The 16,505-nt window shown below is 40.4% G+C and carries 17 protein-coding genes and 1 tRNA gene; 16 read left to right on the top strand and 2 right to left on the bottom strand.

From position 1 onward, the window contains the following. Position 1: 1 nt before the first annotated feature. Positions 2 to 1,072 (bottom strand): processed acidic surface protein, encoded by a 1,071-nt coding sequence (locus RE409_RS25950; protein ID WP_201222660.1) that lies wholly within the window; start codon positions 1,070 to 1,072, stop codon positions 2 to 4. A gap of 494 nt (positions 1,073 to 1,566) precedes the next feature. Here RE409_RS25950 and RE409_RS25945 point away from each other — a divergent pair, with 494 nt between their 5' ends. The 15 genes from RE409_RS25945 to RE409_RS25875 all read left to right on the top strand — a co-directional run bounded on the left by RE409_RS25945 (position 1,567) and on the right by RE409_RS25875 (position 15,329). Continuing rightward, on the top strand, positions 1,567 to 2,751 hold the full coding sequence (locus RE409_RS25945; RefSeq protein ID WP_309558278.1) for an ATP phosphoribosyltransferase regulatory subunit: 1,185 nt from the start codon (positions 1,567 to 1,569) through the stop codon (positions 2,749 to 2,751). Continuing rightward, complete coding sequence (gene hisG, locus RE409_RS25940; protein WP_201225062.1) at positions 2,744 to 3,373, top strand: ATP phosphoribosyltransferase; 630 nt, start codon at positions 2,744 to 2,746, stop codon at positions 3,371 to 3,373. The genes RE409_RS25945 and hisG overlap by 8 nt, the downstream gene beginning before the upstream one ends. Positions 3,374 to 3,400: 27 nt before the next feature. Next, positions 3,401 to 4,681 (top strand): histidinol dehydrogenase, encoded by a 1,281-nt coding sequence (gene hisD / locus RE409_RS25935; RefSeq protein ID WP_201187330.1) that lies wholly within the window; start codon positions 3,401 to 3,403, stop codon positions 4,679 to 4,681. 104 nt (positions 4,682 to 4,785) lie between these two features. After that, positions 4,786 to 5,373, top strand: a complete 588-nt coding sequence (gene hisB / locus RE409_RS25930) for an imidazoleglycerol-phosphate dehydratase HisB (RefSeq protein WP_056524495.1) — start codon at positions 4,786 to 4,788, stop codon at positions 5,371 to 5,373. Continuing rightward, entirely contained in the window at positions 5,374 to 6,006 is a 633-nt protein-coding gene (gene hisH, locus RE409_RS25925) for an imidazole glycerol phosphate synthase subunit HisH (RefSeq protein ID WP_201187328.1), read from the top strand. It begins immediately after the preceding gene. After that, entirely contained in the window at positions 6,003 to 6,737 is a 735-nt protein-coding gene (gene hisA, locus RE409_RS25920; protein WP_098177236.1) for a 1-(5-phosphoribosyl)-5-[(5-phosphoribosylamino)methylideneamino]imidazole-4-carboxamide isomerase, read from the top strand. Before hisH ends, hisA begins: the two co-directional genes overlap by 4 nt. Beyond that, the gene (hisF, locus tag RE409_RS25915; RefSeq protein ID WP_053348604.1) at positions 6,738 to 7,496 is read left to right on the top strand and encodes an imidazole glycerol phosphate synthase subunit HisF; all 759 of its coding nucleotides are present in this window, start codon (positions 6,738 to 6,740) and stop codon (positions 7,494 to 7,496) included. After that, complete coding sequence (hisIE, locus tag RE409_RS25910) at positions 7,493 to 8,149, top strand: bifunctional phosphoribosyl-AMP cyclohydrolase/phosphoribosyl-ATP diphosphatase HisIE (protein ID WP_201187324.1); 657 nt, start codon at positions 7,493 to 7,495, stop codon at positions 8,147 to 8,149. The genes hisF and hisIE overlap by 4 nt, the downstream gene beginning before the upstream one ends. Positions 8,150 to 8,533: 384 nt before the next feature. Beyond that, positions 8,534 to 10,036 carry a tetratricopeptide repeat protein gene (locus RE409_RS25905; RefSeq protein WP_201222666.1) on the top strand — a complete coding sequence of 501 codons (1,503 nt, stop codon included), beginning with the start codon at positions 8,534 to 8,536 and terminating at the stop codon, positions 10,034 to 10,036. A gap of 103 nt (positions 10,037 to 10,139) precedes the next feature. Beyond that, positions 10,140 to 11,087, top strand: a complete 948-nt coding sequence (trxB, locus tag RE409_RS25900) for a thioredoxin-disulfide reductase (protein ID WP_201187319.1) — start codon at positions 10,140 to 10,142, stop codon at positions 11,085 to 11,087. Between the two features lie 561 nt (positions 11,088 to 11,648). Next, positions 11,649 to 12,107: an 8-oxo-dGTP diphosphatase gene (locus RE409_RS25895; protein WP_053348608.1), complete on the top strand. Its 459-nt coding sequence runs from the start codon at positions 11,649 to 11,651 to the stop codon at positions 12,105 to 12,107. Between the two features lie 44 nt (positions 12,108 to 12,151). Beyond that, positions 12,152 to 13,054 (top strand): RNase adapter RapZ, encoded by a 903-nt coding sequence (rapZ, locus tag RE409_RS25890; protein ID WP_201222667.1) that lies wholly within the window; start codon positions 12,152 to 12,154, stop codon positions 13,052 to 13,054. Next, on the top strand, positions 13,044 to 14,030 hold the full coding sequence (gene yvcK, locus RE409_RS25885; RefSeq protein ID WP_056524509.1) for a gluconeogenesis factor YvcK family protein: 987 nt from the start codon (positions 13,044 to 13,046) through the stop codon (positions 14,028 to 14,030). Before rapZ ends, yvcK begins: the two co-directional genes overlap by 11 nt. Positions 14,031 to 14,097: 67 nt before the next feature. Further along, on the top strand, positions 14,098 to 15,051 hold the full coding sequence (gene whiA / locus RE409_RS25880) for a DNA-binding protein WhiA (protein WP_056524512.1): 954 nt from the start codon (positions 14,098 to 14,100) through the stop codon (positions 15,049 to 15,051). A gap of 20 nt (positions 15,052 to 15,071) precedes the next feature. After that, positions 15,072 to 15,329, top strand: coding sequence for an HPr family phosphocarrier protein (locus RE409_RS25875; protein WP_053348612.1), 258 nt, complete (start codon positions 15,072 to 15,074; stop codon positions 15,327 to 15,329). A gap of 97 nt (positions 15,330 to 15,426) precedes the next feature. On the opposite strand, the gene clpP is transcribed toward RE409_RS25875, so the two are convergent. Beyond that, on the bottom strand, positions 15,427 to 16,032 hold the full coding sequence (gene clpP / locus RE409_RS25870) for an ATP-dependent Clp endopeptidase proteolytic subunit ClpP (protein WP_053348613.1): 606 nt from the start codon (positions 16,030 to 16,032) through the stop codon (positions 15,427 to 15,429). 299 nt (positions 16,033 to 16,331) lie between these two features. Between clpP and RE409_RS25865 the strand changes: the two genes are divergently transcribed. Continuing rightward, a tRNA-Arg gene (locus tag RE409_RS25865) sits at positions 16,332 to 16,403 on the top strand. The last annotated feature ends 102 nt before the right edge of the window (positions 16,404 to 16,505 follow it).

The raw sequence follows: 16,505 nt of genomic DNA, 5'->3' as shown, positions 1-16,505 counted from the left end.
TTTACTTAACGAGTCTCGCTTTTCTAAATAATCCAAATGCAAAGGCTATCATGATTAAACCGATTAATGAACCGAATAGGTAATTGCCAGCTGTTTTAGGCATCACTCCGCCTTTTACAGTTTTATGTGTGGGTTTCTTCTTTATTTTTTTTACATTCACCACTTTAGATTTTACATCCACCACTTTAGATATGACCTCAGTAGACTGTTTTAGGTCATTACCGGTTTCTTTTACTAAATTGGAACCAATCATTTCACCTGTCAATTTAAAATCTAGTAAAAGGTTGCCGCTTAAATCATAGATTGAAACTAGTAAACTAGCATTCGTCAATTCATCAAGCTTGAATAATGCTTCAAGGGATAGGTTTGTGGTGACACCGTCCTGTATTAAGGCAAATTTGAATTGAATTTGTAGCAAGCTTTGCAAATCATTATAAATCGAAAGCAATTCCGCTACTTGTTCCGCAGACAATTCATCAATTGTTTCAAAATATTCGAATTGGTCCATCCTATCGGAAATCGCCATTAGACGATCTTCAAAAGCTGGGTCCTCGACGATGGGTAAAAGGTGATTCATGAATCTTTCAAGCTCTTCGTCTGTAAGACCGATCTCAGTAAAGAGTCCATCCATTAAATCGAGCATCTCTTCCTCATCATATTCCATGTCTTCCTCATCATAATCCATTTCTAAATTAATTAGATCTTCAATGTCATAAATGAAGTGGAAGGTATCGATAATGGATTCTCCTTCTTCAAGTTCGCCGTATTCAATTAATAAGTCCGTAAGTTCTTCTTCGGTCATTTCATATTCATTAAGCAGATTCTGTAAAGTCTCTGGAGTGACAGTCGGTCCCAACGTATCACGCAGCTCTGCTACCGATTCTAACTCATCTAATGTCAAGTCGTAGTATGCTAAATAATCTTCCAGTTCAACTTGTGTCATTCTTATTTCAGTCAGATATGCTTTAAGCTCATCCTGGTTAATCATAGTTGCGGCAAAGCTCTTTGTTCCGCTAAAACCAAGCGAAAAAAGAACGACACATGCAACAAAAAACGAAAAAATTCTCTTCAATCTCATTTCCCCCTAAAATAAAATAATACCAATCTCCTAAAAAGTATAAGACAGCCTGAACAAAAGGTATACATCAATAACAAAGATTGACTGAAGATAGGTATATGGGTCTGGGAAATAGGATCTGACCCTTTACTTTTTATTCCAAAACCTTGCTGCTGTAAGTATCAGTAACCGTTATTTATTTTGGGAAATAAGGTCAGGCACCTTTTTCTTGACGGGAGATAGGGGCAGGAGTAAACTATTAATAACTTCATCTTGTTACCATATTAGCGAACTAAAGTGATTTAATAGATAATTTCGAGTATTTATATGATTATGTTATTTTTTTTGATACTATTTTATATGTTAGCCCAGTGGGTTTTAAGAGTTTTATCTTGGAAAGATAATTGTATATACAAAAATGAGTACTTGTAATGACATTGGTTTTTGCTTAAAGGCGGACCGATTGGAAATATATATAAAGTAACCATTATTCAAAAGGATGTGCAGTCGTGACTAAGCCATTTATGTTTGAGAAACCGTTAGGCATGAGAGATACACTGCCGGTGCTGTATGAAACGAAAGCCTCGGTCCGAAATAAAATGAGTGATGAAATCAAGAAGTGGGGTTATCAATTTATTGAAACGCCTACTTTGGAATATTATGAAACAATTGGTGAAGCTTCAGCTATTTTGGATCAGCAGTTGTTTAAACTGCTTGATTCTCAGGGCCATACGCTTGTACTTCGACCGGATATGACAGCCCCTATTGCACGAGTTGCGGCATCCAAACTGCTAAAACAGCAAATACCGCTTCGCCTTGCCTATTCAGCAAATGTGTACCGCGCTCAGCAGCGTGAAGGCGGCCGACCAGCAGAATTCGAACAGATAGGTATTGAATGTATCGGAAATAAGTCCATCTGTGCCGACGCTGAAATGATTGCGTTACTGGCAGATGTTTTAAAGGCATCCGGACTTCAGGAATTTAAGGTTTCCATTGGTCATATCGGATTTTTACAGGAATTTTTCGTGAGCATTCTAGGTACGGAAGAAAGAGCCTCTGTATTAAGGAAGTTTTTATATGAGAAGAATTATGTAGGTTTTAGGGAGCATGTAAAATCACTGCCGCTTTCATCTATTGATAAACAAAGGCTCATCGAGTTTATTTCATTAAGAGGTAGTGAAGACACGCTGACAAAAGCTTTGGATATAGTTGAAAACAACAAAGGACAAGATTCTTTAGGTGAACTGAAGGAATTATCTGCGCAGTTGAAAGAATTTGGCGTGGCTCAATATGTGAGCTTTGATTTAACATTAGTCAGCCATATGAGCTATTACACAGGAACTTTATTTGAAGTGTATGCAGATCAAGTAGGTTCACCAATCGGTAATGGTGGCCGCTACGATAACCTGCTTGAAAAATTCGGCTGGAATGCTTCTGCTACGGGTTTTGCCATCCGTGTGGATCGTCTTGCTGAAGCACTTGGGGAACCTATGCAGCCTGTTGCGCCGGAATGTATTTTATTCACTCCCGAACGCAGAATGGAAGCACTTGATTTTGCAAAATCAAAAAGATCTGAAGGAAAACGGGTGACGATTCAAGATATCACGGTCGTTCAAAATGTTGATGCGTTTACTAGAACATTTTCGGAAGTGCATTTATTTGTGGGGAATGGAGGGAATGGAAAAGATGAATAATAGCTTTTTAACAATTGCGATGCCTAAAGGGAGAATCTTTGAAGAAGCGGCAGAGCTATTAAGAAAGGCCGGTTTCCGTCTACCTCCTGAGTTTGATGATTCCCGGAAATTAATTCTTGAAGTAGAAGAGGAGAATCTACGTTTCATTTTAGCTAAACCGATGGATGTTGTAACCTATGTGGAACACGGTGTAGCGGACATTGGAATTGCAGGTAAGGATGTTATGTTAGAGGAAGAACGAGATGTATATGAGTTACTTGATTTGAAAATCAGTGCCTGCTACTTAGCTGTTGCTGGTCTTCCTGGTACGAAAATTAGCGATATCGCGCCCAAAATAGCCAGTAAATATCCAAATGTAGCCTCTGGTTATTTCCGTGAACAGGGAGAGCAAGTCGAAATTATTAAATTGAACGGATCTATTGAGTTAGCTCCTTTAATTGGCTTAGCTGAACGAATTGTGGATATCGTTTCAACGGGACAGACGTTGAAGGAAAACGGTCTTGTTGAATATGCGAAAATTGCTGATGTGACTTCAAGGTTGGTGGCAAACCCTGTCAGCTACAGGATAAAAGAAGCAAGGATTACTGAAATTGTGGATCGCTTAGCAGAAATTATAGAATAGTAAAAGAATCGCTAATGAGGTGAGCGTATGAAAATTGAACGGTTAGCAGAAGGAATTTCACTGAAGCGCTCTGTTGATGCAGGTACGGCTGATCAACGAAAAGCGGTTCAGGATATTATTTATGATGTAAGAAAAAGCGGAAACGTCGCTTTACATAATTATACTGAGCGTTTTGATGGTGTAAGTCTTGAGGAATTACTCGTTTCCGAACAGGAAATTGAAGAAGCAACAGCAGCATTAACAGTAGAGCAGCTTGCAATAATCCAAGAAGCGGCAGATAATATTCGATTGTTTCACGAGAAACAAATTCGCAATTCATGGATTACCACTGATGATACGGGAACAATGCTTGGACAAAAATTAACACCTCTTGATGCGGTTGGAGTGTATGTCCCAGGTGGCACAGCAGCATACCCTTCATCTGTACTGATGAACACAATGCCGGCTAAAGCTGCAGGGGTGGAACGAATCGTTATGGTATCTCCTCCAGGAAAAGATGGAAAATTAACGCCAGCGGTTTTAGCTGCAGCGAAAATTGCAGGAGTGACAGAAATCTATAAGGTTGGAGGCGCTCAGGCTATAGCGGCTCTTGCTTATGGGACAGAAACAATTGTGAAAGTTGATAAAATAGTAGGTCCAGGAAATATTTATGTGGCGTTAGCAAAGCGGGAAGTATTCGGGGACGTTGCCATCGATATGATTGCCGGGCCTAGCGAAATAGCCGTGTTAGCTGACGATTCCGCAATTGCTTCAGAAGTGGCAGCGGACTTGCTATCACAGGCAGAGCATGATGCCCGTGCTTGCAGTGTTCTGGTGACGACTTCAATGGAGCTGGCTGAAGAAGTGTCAGCGGAAGTGAACAAGCAGGTAGCGTTACTTCCACGCCGTGATATTGCAGCTGCATCCATTAACGATTATGGACGGATTGTTGTATGCGAAAATATGGTGGAAGCTGTTGGGGCCATCAATGAACTGGCACCAGAGCATTTAGAAATTGTGACCTATAATTCACTCGAAGTAATGGCTAAAATTCGCCATGCAGGGGCCATCTTTATTGGTCGCTTTAGTTCGGAGCCAGTCGGTGATTATTTTGCAGGCCCAAACCATGTGTTGCCTACTAATGGGACGGCCCGCTTTTCCAGCCCGCTGAATGTGGATGATTTCCAAAAGAAGTCCAGCATCATCATGTACAGCGAAACCGCCTTCCGTCAAAATGCGGAGAAAATCGCTGCCTTTGCCCGCATGGAAGGCCTCGAAGCTCATGCCCGCGCAATCGAATCTCGCGGTGCGAATAAACTTGGGAAATAGGGCCTGACCCCTGAAAATAATACGGAAAACATTGATATAAAAGTATTTGTAATGCATTTTTGCATCTGGGAAATGGGGTCTGACCCCAATGAGGAGGAGTTGTAATGGAGCGTTTTGCTAGTGTGGAGCGGAAGACGAATGAGACTGATATTAGCTTGAAGTTTGGTGTGGATGGGGAAGGGAATTCCTCAATTATGACGGGTGTTCCGTTTATGACGCATATGCTTGATTTGTTCACGAAGCACGGGAAGTTTGATTTGACCGTTGATGCGAAGGGTGATACAGAAGTCGATGATCATCATACAACTGAAGATATTGGTATTTGCTTAGGTCAAACATTATTGGAAGCTCTTGGAGACAAGCGTGGTATAAAGCGTTACGGAAATGCTTTCGTACCTATGGATGAAGCACTTGCGCAGGTTGTCATCGATTTAAGTAATCGGCCGCATCTTGAGTTTCGTGCAGAGTTTCCTTCACAAAAGGTTGGTACATTCGATACTGAATTAGTGCACGAGTTCCTTTGGAAGTTCGCGCTTGAAGCCCGGATGAACCTTCATGTTGTCGTTCATTACGGTCACAACACGCATCATATGATTGAGGCGATATTTAAAGCGCTTGGGCGTGCATTGGACGAAGCTACTACCATTGATCCTCGTGTTAAAGGTATTCCTTCAACGAAAGGAATGTTGTAAATGATAGGAATCGTCGATTACGGAATGGGGAATTTATTCTCTGTCAGTAAAGGGCTGGAACGACTTGGAGCTGACTCATTCATTTCCGATGATCCAGAAGAACTTTCTAAAGCGACAGGCATTATTCTTCCCGGTGTCGGTTCTTTCAGAGATGCTATGAGTCTTTTGGAAAAACAAAAGCTTGATGAATTCCTGAAAAAATACGTAGCCGGTGGAGGTTATTTATTAGGCATATGCTTGGGTATGCAGCTTCTCTTTGATGAAAGCGAGGAAAATGGACCAGCAAAAGGATTATCTCTCATCCCAGGTAAAGTCGTTCGTTTTACGGGGATGGATGCCAATGAGATGACTTATAAGGTGCCGCACATGGGCTGGAATCGTCTTGAATTTAAACATGTATCGCCAGTGATCGAAGGCCTTGAAGAGGAACACGTTTATTTCGTCCATTCTTATTACGCTGATACTGATGAGTCATACATTACCGCTTCAGCAACTTATGATGTGGAAGTACCGGCGATTGTTGGCAAAGGAAATGTATTTGGGATGCAGTTTCATCCGGAAAAAAGCGGCCAGATGGGCATGTCACTCTTGAAAAATTATTTGACATTAGTAGAAGGGAAGGGAAAAGCTTGAGCAACTTTACGATTTACCCAGCGATTGATATGCGTGGAGGCAAATGCGTTCGCTTAATCCAGGGAGACTACAATCAGGAAACGGTTTATGGCGATTCCCCCTTTGATATGGCTAAAAGTTTTGCGGACCAAGGAGCGGATTGGATACATATGGTTGATCTGGATGGAGCTAAAGAAGGCGTTCGTATCAACGATTCCTACGTTATTAAAGCAGCCAAAGAGTTAGGTGCCCGCGTCCAAATTGGCGGAGGCATTCGAACGGAGCAGGACATTGCTCATTATCTTGATAATGGTGTAGAGCGTGTAATTCTAGGCAGCTCGGCCGTTTCAGACCCGGAATTTACTAAAGATATGATCAGAAAATATGGAAACCATATCGCGATTGGCATTGATGCGAAGGATGGTAAGGTTGCCACTCATGGCTGGCTTCAAACGTCAGAAACACAGGCCATAGAGCTTGGGAAACTACTAGCTGATGCTGGTGCAGAGACATTTATCGTGACCGATATCGCAACAGACGGCATGCTTTCAGGGCCAAATGTGCACGGGATTGTGGCTATGGCGAAGGCAACTGGCAAAAATGTAATTGCTTCTGGCGGCATTAGTTCGCTCGAAGATCTAATCACCCTCAAGGAGTATGAAGCTCAAGGTGTTGCAGGGGCGATTATTGGCAAGGCGCTTTATACTAATCGCTTTACTGTAAAAGAAGCGGTAGAAAAGGTGCGTGGTTAAATGCTGACCAAACGAATTATTCCTTGTCTGGATGTAAAAGACGGACGTGTGGTTAAGGGGATACAATTTGTTTCCTTAAGGGATGCCGGGGATCCAGTCGAGCTAGCTGCCTTTTACGACCAAGAAGGTGCTGATGAGCTTGTCTTTCTTGATATTTCTGCTTCACACGAAGGTAGGGAAACGATTGTAGACGTCGTTCAAGCGGTTGCAGGCAGTCTAGCAATCCCGTTTACAGTTGGCGGCGGTATTAATTCGCTAGCTGATATGAAGAAGATTCTACGTGCTGGTGCAGATAAAGTATCTTTAAATACAGCAGCTGTTTTACGACCTGACTTAATTAATGAAGGTTCCGATTATTTTGGTGCTCAATGTATCGTAATTGCTATTGATGCGCGATATGATGAAGAGCTTGGTTCATGGCGCGTTTATACCCATGGCGGTCGAAAACCGACTGAATGGGAAGTAATTGATTGGGCGAAGGAAGCGGTCACACGTGGTGCTGGTGAAATTTTATTGACAAGCATGGATTGTGACGGAGAAAAACAGGGCTTTAATATCGCATTAACAAAAGCGGTATCGGAAGCAGTTTCGGTTCCTGTTATTGCTTCTGGCGGTGCAGGTAACGCGGAGCATTTCCAGGAAGCATTTGAAGAAGGAAAAGCGGACGCAGGGTTAGCAGCCTCAATTTTTCATTATAAAGAAACATCTGTTAAAGAAGTCAAAACGTTTCTCAAACAACAAGGAGTGGTTGTACGATGAATCTCGAAACTATTAGATATGACGAAAAAGGTCTGGTTCCGGCGATTGTCCAAGATGCAGGAACTGGCGAAGTGCTGACACTTGCTTATATGAATAAAGAATCCTTGCAATTATCCATAGAAAAAGGAGAAACCGTGTTCTTCAGCCGTTCACGCAATGAGTTATGGCATAAGGGAGAAACGAGTGGAAATACGCAAAAAATCACAGAAATGAAGTATGACTGCGATCAGGATGCAATAGTCGTTCGTGTTGTTCCTGCAGGGCCGGCATGCCATACAGGTGCAACAAGCTGTTTCAGCGAAACGATTTATCAAAATAAAGAAGCGCAACAAGCGGTACAGACAAATGTGACTTTCTTGACGGAATTAGAGAAATTGATTGGAAAAAGAAAAACGGAAATGCCTGAAGGATCTTATACAACCTACCTATTCGATAAGGGCGTTGATAAAATCTTGAAAAAAGTAGGGGAAGAAGCTGCTGAAGTAATCATTGCTGCTAAAAACCGCGATGCTGAAGAGCTTTCTATGGAAAGTGCAGACCTTCTCTATCACTTATTTGTTCTTCTTCAAGAACAAGAATTGCCTTTCCAAGCAGTGCTTGATGTACTGAAGGCCAGACATTCTGATAAAGACGAACCTAAAGAAAATGAATAAATAAATAGTCAAATACCCTCCCAAATCCGGAGGGTATTTTTCCTTATAAGGTTTTTTTCTGTGTGTTTACGACGACAATCATCAACGAATCAAGGTAAAATTTAAAAGTCATGAGCCCGGAAGATTACCGGGTTCATGCCCTCAAGGCTGCCTAATTAAATAAAGTGTCTAACTTTTTGGGTTCACTTCATAATCTTGGCTCTTTTTTACACCTGTGAAGGAAAACATTTATGAGAAAATGATGATTCAAAACCCGTGTATTTTGCCTGATAATTTCTAAATAAAAGTATCATAAATCCGTTTTCCATTTTCTTGAATTATTCGGCAAAAATTCTTCAATATGTTATAATACTATGGTTAATCAACTTGTAGATGGAGGATTACATGAGTAAAGACTCTAAATTTGGCCAACAGGCAAAAATTCTAACCTTTCACCCGACAGGTGAGTATTATTTCACCAAGGGTCTAAAAGCATATCATAGACGAGAACTACCTAAATCAAAAAAATACTTGGAACGTGCGCTGGAACTTGAACCGTCAGAACCGATGATAGCCTGTCAATTGGCAATCACCTGCTCAGAGATCGGAGAATATAATTATTCAAATAACCTCCTGGAAAATATCTTGGATGTGATGGATCCATATATGTCGGAATGCCATTACTTCCTGGCGAATAATTATGCTCATTTAGGCATGTTCAAGGAGGCTTACCGCCACGCGAGTGCATACCTGGATAAAGAAGAAGACGGAGAGTTCAGCGATGATGCAGAGGATCTTCTTGAACTCATTACCTTCGAGTCGGATGAATCCGAAGAAAATCTCTTTAAGCATGATGGACTTATTTCCAAGCAGGAAAAGGCTCGTGAGTATTTAGAATCGGGGAATTTCCCTAAGGCAATTGAAGTACTAAAAGAAACGATTGCCGAATACCAGGATTATTGGTCGGCTTATAATAATCTAGCACTTGCTTATTTTTACCTTGGTCAGGTAGATGAAGCCTTTGAAACGTTGGATGAGGTACTTGAAAAAAGTCCAGGAAACTTACATGCGCTTTGTAATCTGGTGGTTTTCCATCATTATCAACAGGATGAGGATAAGGTGGAAGAGCTCATACAAATGCTCGAAAAAATTCGGCCGATGTTATCTGAACATCGCTTCAAGCTTGGTGCGACTTTCGCGTTAATCGGGAACTATGCATCCGCATATAAATGGCTAAAAATATTGCAGAAACAAGGGTTTGAAGGAGATGGAACCTTCTACTATTGGCTTACTATATCGGCCTTCCACTTAGGACATGAACAGGCAGCTAGAAAAGCTTGGAAAAAGGTTGTAGAAATGAATCCGGAAAAAGAAGGCATGGAGCCTTGGGGAGATATGAATGCAACTTCTGATGGTTTTGAACATCATTTTCCTTCCATTATAAAACGGCTTGAAAGCGAATTTATTGAAGAAAGACTGTTTGCTATTTTCCTTTTGAAACATTCGGTTCATAAGCAAAAGCTATTGAAAAACCAGGTCCTCAACCTGAATCAGAACTTCACTGACTTGGAAAGGGATTATGCAGACCTGGTGCAAGCTCCTGCAAAAAATCGTCAACTGACACCCATTGATTTTGCCGATCGAACGGCTGAATTATTATATCAGCATTTTCAACCGATTCAATTAGATGAAGCTGGGCTCTATTTAATGTGGTTTTCTGTCTTCATCGAAGCGGTTAATTCAGAGCAAAAGCTTAATAATCCAGCAGGCTGGGCATCTGCAGTCGAATACGTGTGGAATCAGCTTAAAAATGAAAAGATGAGCAAGCAGGCAATAGCAGACAAACATTTCATATCGGTGTCGACCTTATCGAAGTATGTAAAATTGGTTCAAACGCTCCTAGAGTGAGCAGATATTTGGACGAAAAATTATTTGTTATATAGGATAATAGGTAGGGAACACTAACCTTAGTGAAGGTTCCATTTGTTATGGAATATGGAGGAGTGAGAACATGTCTGAAAAAATTTATGACGTTGTTATTATCGGAGCTGGTCCTGCTGGGATGACGGCTGCTGTCTATACATCACGTGCGAACCTTTCAACATTGATGTTAGAACGCGGAGTACCAGGCGGCCAAATGGCGAACACAGAGGAAGTTGAAAACTATCCAGGATTCGACACAATCCTCGGACCTGAACTTTCAACAAAAATGTTTGACCATGCCAAGAAATTTGGTGCGGAGTATGCCTATGGTGATGTTAAGGAAATCATCGACGGGGAAGAGTATAAAACAATTGTTGCCGGTTCTAAAGAATTTAAAGCTCGTTCGATCATTATTTCTTCAGGTGCCGAATACAAGAAAATCGGCGTTCCTGGCGAAAAAGAATTAGGCGGACGTGGTGTATCGTATTGTGCTGTTTGTGATGGAGCATTCTTCAAAGAAAAAGAACTGTTCGTTATCGGCGGAGGAGACTCTGCAGTTGAAGAGGGTGTGTACCTAACTCGTTTTGCTTCGAAAGTAACGATCGTTCACAGACGTGAAGAGCTTCGTGCACAGAAAATCCTTCAGGATCGTGCGTTTGCCAATGAAAAAATTAACTTCATCTGGAATCATACTTTGAAGCAAATTAATGAAGAAGGCGGTAAAGTTGGTGGTGTCACTCTTGTTTCCACAGTAAATGGAGAAGAGAAAGTAATGGACGCAGACGGTGTATTCATCTATATCGGAATGTTGCCACTAACTAAGCCATTTGAAAAATTAGGCATCTTGAATTCTACAGGCTACATCGAAACGAATGATCGGATGGAAACACGGGTCCCAGGTATTTTTGCTGCTGGAGATGTTCGTGAAAAAACTTTGCGCCAAATTGTTACAGCAACAGGTGATGGAAGTATTGCTGCTCAATCTGTTCAGCATTATGTGGAAGAACTTCAAGAAAAGTTGCAACCGAAGGCTTAAGTATTATAATTTATATACAAAAATTTACACATCGTAATTCTGTTTTAATTATGTTGTAACACCAGTGAAATAATGATTGGATATAGTAAGAGTAGAAGTTGACCCCCTTTTATTATAAAACGTTGAGGACACAGATTAAGAATCTGTGTCCTTTTTTTCGTTTCCTGCTTTAAGACTATATCTTCCCTACCATTTTCTAGGAAGAATCAATATGTTGTAATAGAAAGTAAGATAGCCATCTGCATTTAGGGAATGAAAGTGGAGAAGAATAGGAGGTAAGCTAGAGAAGAAATTTACTCGGTAATTCCACGAGATGAATATTCCCCCAATGCAGGAAGGTTACTTTATTGTTAGCTTATTTCAAAAATAGTATAATGATAAGATATACTAAACATATATCATTCATAAGGGTAAGATTTAAAATACAGCTTGTTTGAACTATAAGCATTTGTAAATCGCCAAATGGATGTCTAGCGGCGGTTTAAAGATATAAACTGAATCTCTGGAACACAAGAGTGAAGGTTTCTATAGTCGAGCAGAGGCCAATTTGAGGTGAAGAACGTGCAACGTGTCACAAACTGTGTATTGATTAAGGATAATCAAATCTTATTATTAAAAAAACCAAGACGCGGATGGTGGGTAGCTCCTGGTGGCAAGATGGAGCCCGGAGAATCTATACGTGATGCCTGTATAAGAGAATTTCGCGAAGAAACAGGTGTTTATTTAAAAAACCCTACCATCAAAGGCATTTTCACCTTCATTATGAAGGATGGGGATAAGGTGTTGTCAGAATGGATGATGTTTACTTTCTTTGCTACGGACTCTGATGGTGTCAATGTAGATGTATGTGAAGAAGGGGAGCTTTTCTGGCACCCTATAGAAGATGTTAAAAAGCTGAAAATGGCTGAAGGGGATTTTCACATTCTGGACTATATGGTTCATGGAAGTGGAATTATTTACGGAACGTTTACCTATACACCTGAATTTAAGTTGCTTTCTTATCGACTAGATCCAGGTTAATATTTACTTATAAAAAAGATTGCTATACATGGGGGCGGAGAAAAATGAGTACAGGGCAGATGAATGAAACGCAATTGGTCATCATAACTGGAATGTCAGGAGCAGGAAAGACAGTGGCGGTTCAAAGTTTTGAAGACCTCGGCTTTTTTTGCGTCGATAATTTGCCGCCCACTTTATTGCCAAAGTTTTTGGAGTTAATGAAGGACTCTGGGAATAAGATGAATAAAGTAGCACTTGTTATGGATTTACGGGGGAGAGAATTTTTTGATTCCTTATTTCTTGCTTTGGACAAATTAACAGAAACATCATCGGTCTCACCAAGAATTCTTTTTCTTGAAGCTGATGATGATTCCTTGGTCCGTCGATATAAGGAAACGAGAAGGACCCATCCATTAGCTCCATTAGGCCGGCCATTAGAAGGTATTAAAATGGAACGGGAACTCTTGGATGAACTAAAAGGAAGGGCTCAGTTGATTTTTAATACTTCACAGCTGAAGCCACGTGAACTTAGGGAAAAAATTGCTTCAGAATTTTCAACGGATAAAAGTGTAGGATTTACAGTCAATGTCATGTCCTTTGGGTTCAAGCATGGTCTACCTATAGATGCAGACCTTGTGTTTGATGTACGTTTTCTACCCAATCCGTACTATATTGACCACATGAGGCCAAAGACGGGGTTGGAGCAAGAAGTATCTAGCTACGTTTTAAAATGGAGTGAGACACAAAAGTTTTTAGAAAAGGTAACAGATCTGCTTACCTTTATGCTTCCATATTATAAGCGTGAAGGGAAAGCGCAACTTGTTATTGCGATTGGGTGTACAGGAGGTCAGCACCGTTCTGTAGCATTGACTGAGTATATTTCGAACTACTTCCAAAAGGATTACAGGGTTCAGGTGTCTCATCGAGATATCGAAAAAAGTAAGGGGAAAGTAAAAGATGTTAAATAAAAAGAACCGGCCTAAAGTTGTGATCATTGGAGGGGGAACCGGCCTTCCGGTTTTATTAAGAGGATTAAAGAAGCATCCAGTGGATATAACAGCAATCGTTACGGTAGCTGATGATGGTGGAAGTTCAGGGCGCCTTCGTGAGGACATGGATATCCCCGCACCTGGTGATATTCGTAACGTTCTTGCTGCATTGTCAGATGTAGAGCCTCTTGTTGAGCAAATGTTTCAGCATCGCTTTCAGAGTAAAAATGAGTTGTCCGGGCATTCGTTGGGGAATCTGATTCTCGCTGCTATGACCTCATTAACGGGAGATTTCGTCCATGCAATCCAGGAAATGAGTAAATTCTTGAATGTCCGGGGTAAAGTACTGCCAGCTGCCAACCAAAGTGTGGTTCTCCAAGCGGAAATGGATGATGGATCGATTGTTACTGGAGAATCCAAAATCCCCTTTTCAGGAAAGAAAATAAAAAAAGTATTTCTGTCGCCCCAACATATAAAGCCGCTAAGTGAAACTCTCCAAGAAATCAAGCAGGCAGATCTTATCGTCATCGGTCCAGGAAGCTTATACACTAGCATTCTGCCTAATCTACTTGTTCCAGGTCTTGGTGAAGAAGTAGGCCGCTCTAAGGCGAAGAAAGTGTACATTTGCAATTTAATGACACAAGCAGGCGAGACGCTGGATTATAGCGCAAGCGATCATATAAAAGCTATATATGATCATATGGGAAATGCATATATTGACAGGATACTTGTTAATAATGAGGAAATACCGTCTGAAATTCAGGAACGTTATAAAGCTGAATATGCCAAACCGGTTGTGTACGATGTGGAAAGTTTAAAAAGAATGGGTCTTGAAATCATACAAGAACGCATTTTTAGCTATGAAGGTAATGTAATACGCCATGACACAAAAAAAGTGGCAGATTTGCTTTATAATATGCTGGTAAATGAAACGAAAAGTCATATAGTTCCGTAGATATAAGTGGAGACTGCTTTTTGACTAATAAAAAGAGATTACCTGCGTTCGATTGGGGGTGAAATGGATGTCTTTTGCTTCAGAAACAAAAAAAGAGCTTACTACATTGGAAGGAAAGGATTGTTGCGGAAAAGCAGAATTGTGTGCACTTATCCGGATGAATGGATCCCTTTCATTTTCTAATCGGAAGCTTGTTGTGGATATTCAAACCGAAAATGCAGCGATTGCCAGACGGATTTACACGCTGTTGAAAAAAAGTTATGAGGTCCAGGTCGAGCTGCTGGTTCGTAAAAAGATGAAGCTTAAAAAGAATAATGTTTATATTGTCAGGATGTCATCTGGAGGGCAGCGGATTTTAACCGATTTAGAAATTTTAGGCGAGGGCTTTGAAATTCTCCATGCTATATCCGATACTATTGTTGGGAAAAAATGTTGTAAGCGTTCATATCTAAGAGGTGCATTTCTTGCGGGAGGTTCGGTCAATAATCCGGAAACGTCTTCCTATCATCTTGAGATTTTCTCACTTTATAAAGAGCACAATGATGCGCTTTGTGAGCTAATGAATAAGTTTGGTTTAAAGGCTAAGACGCTAGAACGTAAAAAAGGGTATATCATTTATTTAAAAGAAGCCGAAAAAATTGCAGAGTTTTTAAGTATTGTGGGAGCTCATTCAGCTTTATTAAGGTTTGAGGATGTAAGAATTGTCCGTGATATGCGTAATTCCGTAAATCGCCTTGTGAATTGTGAAACAGCTAATTTGAACAAAACGATTGGGGCCTCATTGCGTCAGGTTGAAAATATCCATTACATTGAGGATACGGTAGGATTAAATATTTTACCAGATAAGCTTCGGGAAATTGCGGAGCTAAGGATAGCATTTCAGGATATAACATTAAAGGAACTTGGAGAAATGGTATCAGGAGGAAACATCAGTAAGTCGGGGATTAATCATCGGTTGCGAAAAATTGATGAAATAGCTGATAGACTCCGTGGAGGAGAAGCTATTGCTGCGAAAAAATAAAGCTAACAGGGGAGATCAAGATGGTGGAAAAACAAGTAGAAGTACGACTGAAAACAGGTTTACAAGCACGACCGGCTGCTCTTTTTGTTCAAGAAGCTAACCGTTTTCATTCAGATGTTTTCCTTGAAAAAGAAGGAAAAAAAGTGAATGCAAAAAGTATTATGGGGTTAATGAGTCTTGCCATTAGCTCTGGCGTGTCCGTCAAGCTTATTGTTGAAGGCCGTGATGAAAAAGAAGCAATAGAGGCATTAGAAGAATTCGTACAGCAAGAAGGATAAAATAAGAGGGTGCCGACAAGCATCCTCTTAAAGTTTTCACATAAAAGAAAAAGGACTCAAAAGTCGCTTTATGCTACTTTCGAGTCCTTTAGTTTTATTATTTGTCTTTTTTATCTTCAAGATTGCTACGAGTGATGACTTTGTCAATCAAGCCATATTCAAGAGCTCTTTCAGAGGTCATGAAGTTATCGCGTTCTGTATCTCTTTGAAGGACTTCTATAGGTTGTCCAGTACGTTCTGCTAGGATTTGGTTTAATTTGTCTTTCAAGTGAAGGATACGGCGTGCTGCAATTTCAATTTCCGTTGCTTGACCTTGAGCTCCTCCAAGTGGTTGGTGAATCATGACTTCACTGTTTGGCAGGGCATAACGTTTGCCTTTTTCACCAGCAGCCAATAGGAATGCACCCATAGAAGCAGCCATACCAATACATACAGTTGATACATTTGGTTTAATATATTGCATTGTATCGTAGATAGCCATACCAGATGTGATGCTTCCACCTGGGCTGTTGATATATAAAGTAATATCTTTTTCAGGATTTTCTGCTTCTAAAAATAGTAATTGAGCAACAATAGAATTGGAAACATTGTCATCAATTGCGCTTCCAAGCATAATGATCCGGTCTTTTAATAAACGGGAATAAATATCGTAGGCACGCTCCCCACGACTTGTTTGTTCGATAACTGTAGGAATTAAATTCATGTTCATTTCCTCCTTCGATTAAGAGAATCATTTAAATTCTTTATGTATGTATGATACACTTTTTGGTCAATTTAGGTCAAACAAAACAAACCCTATAATTGATAATTTGTTCGACAATTTTCTAGCTAAGTCTCCTTCCTAATTAAATTTATTTATAATTATGCCGCACAGGGATGAATTTCCACATTACCCATAATACCCAAAAGCCGAAGTTTTAAACCTGATAACCCTTGCAAAGGAAGGCATTCTATCATATAATGAAGTCTGTCGAAAAAATATAGTAAATGATCTTCTATTTCGCCCTCGTAGTGCAACGGATAGAACGCAAGCCTCCGAAGCTTGAAATGCAGGTTCGATTCCTGCCGAGGGCATTACCAATCTCCTGCTTAATTAAGTAGGGGATTTTTTATTTGTTATTTTTAAGTGAAGGCATCCGACGGCTCCAAGCGATTTTTGATGAATTTAATCGATTT

The organism is Peribacillus sp. R9-11, assembly GCF_031345095.1.
GTDB lineage: Bacteria > Bacillota > Bacilli > Bacillales > DSM-1321 > Peribacillus > Peribacillus butanolivorans.
The sequence above is the reverse complement of the archived record's forward strand: the minus strand, read 5'-3'. Positions and strand labels throughout refer to the sequence as shown.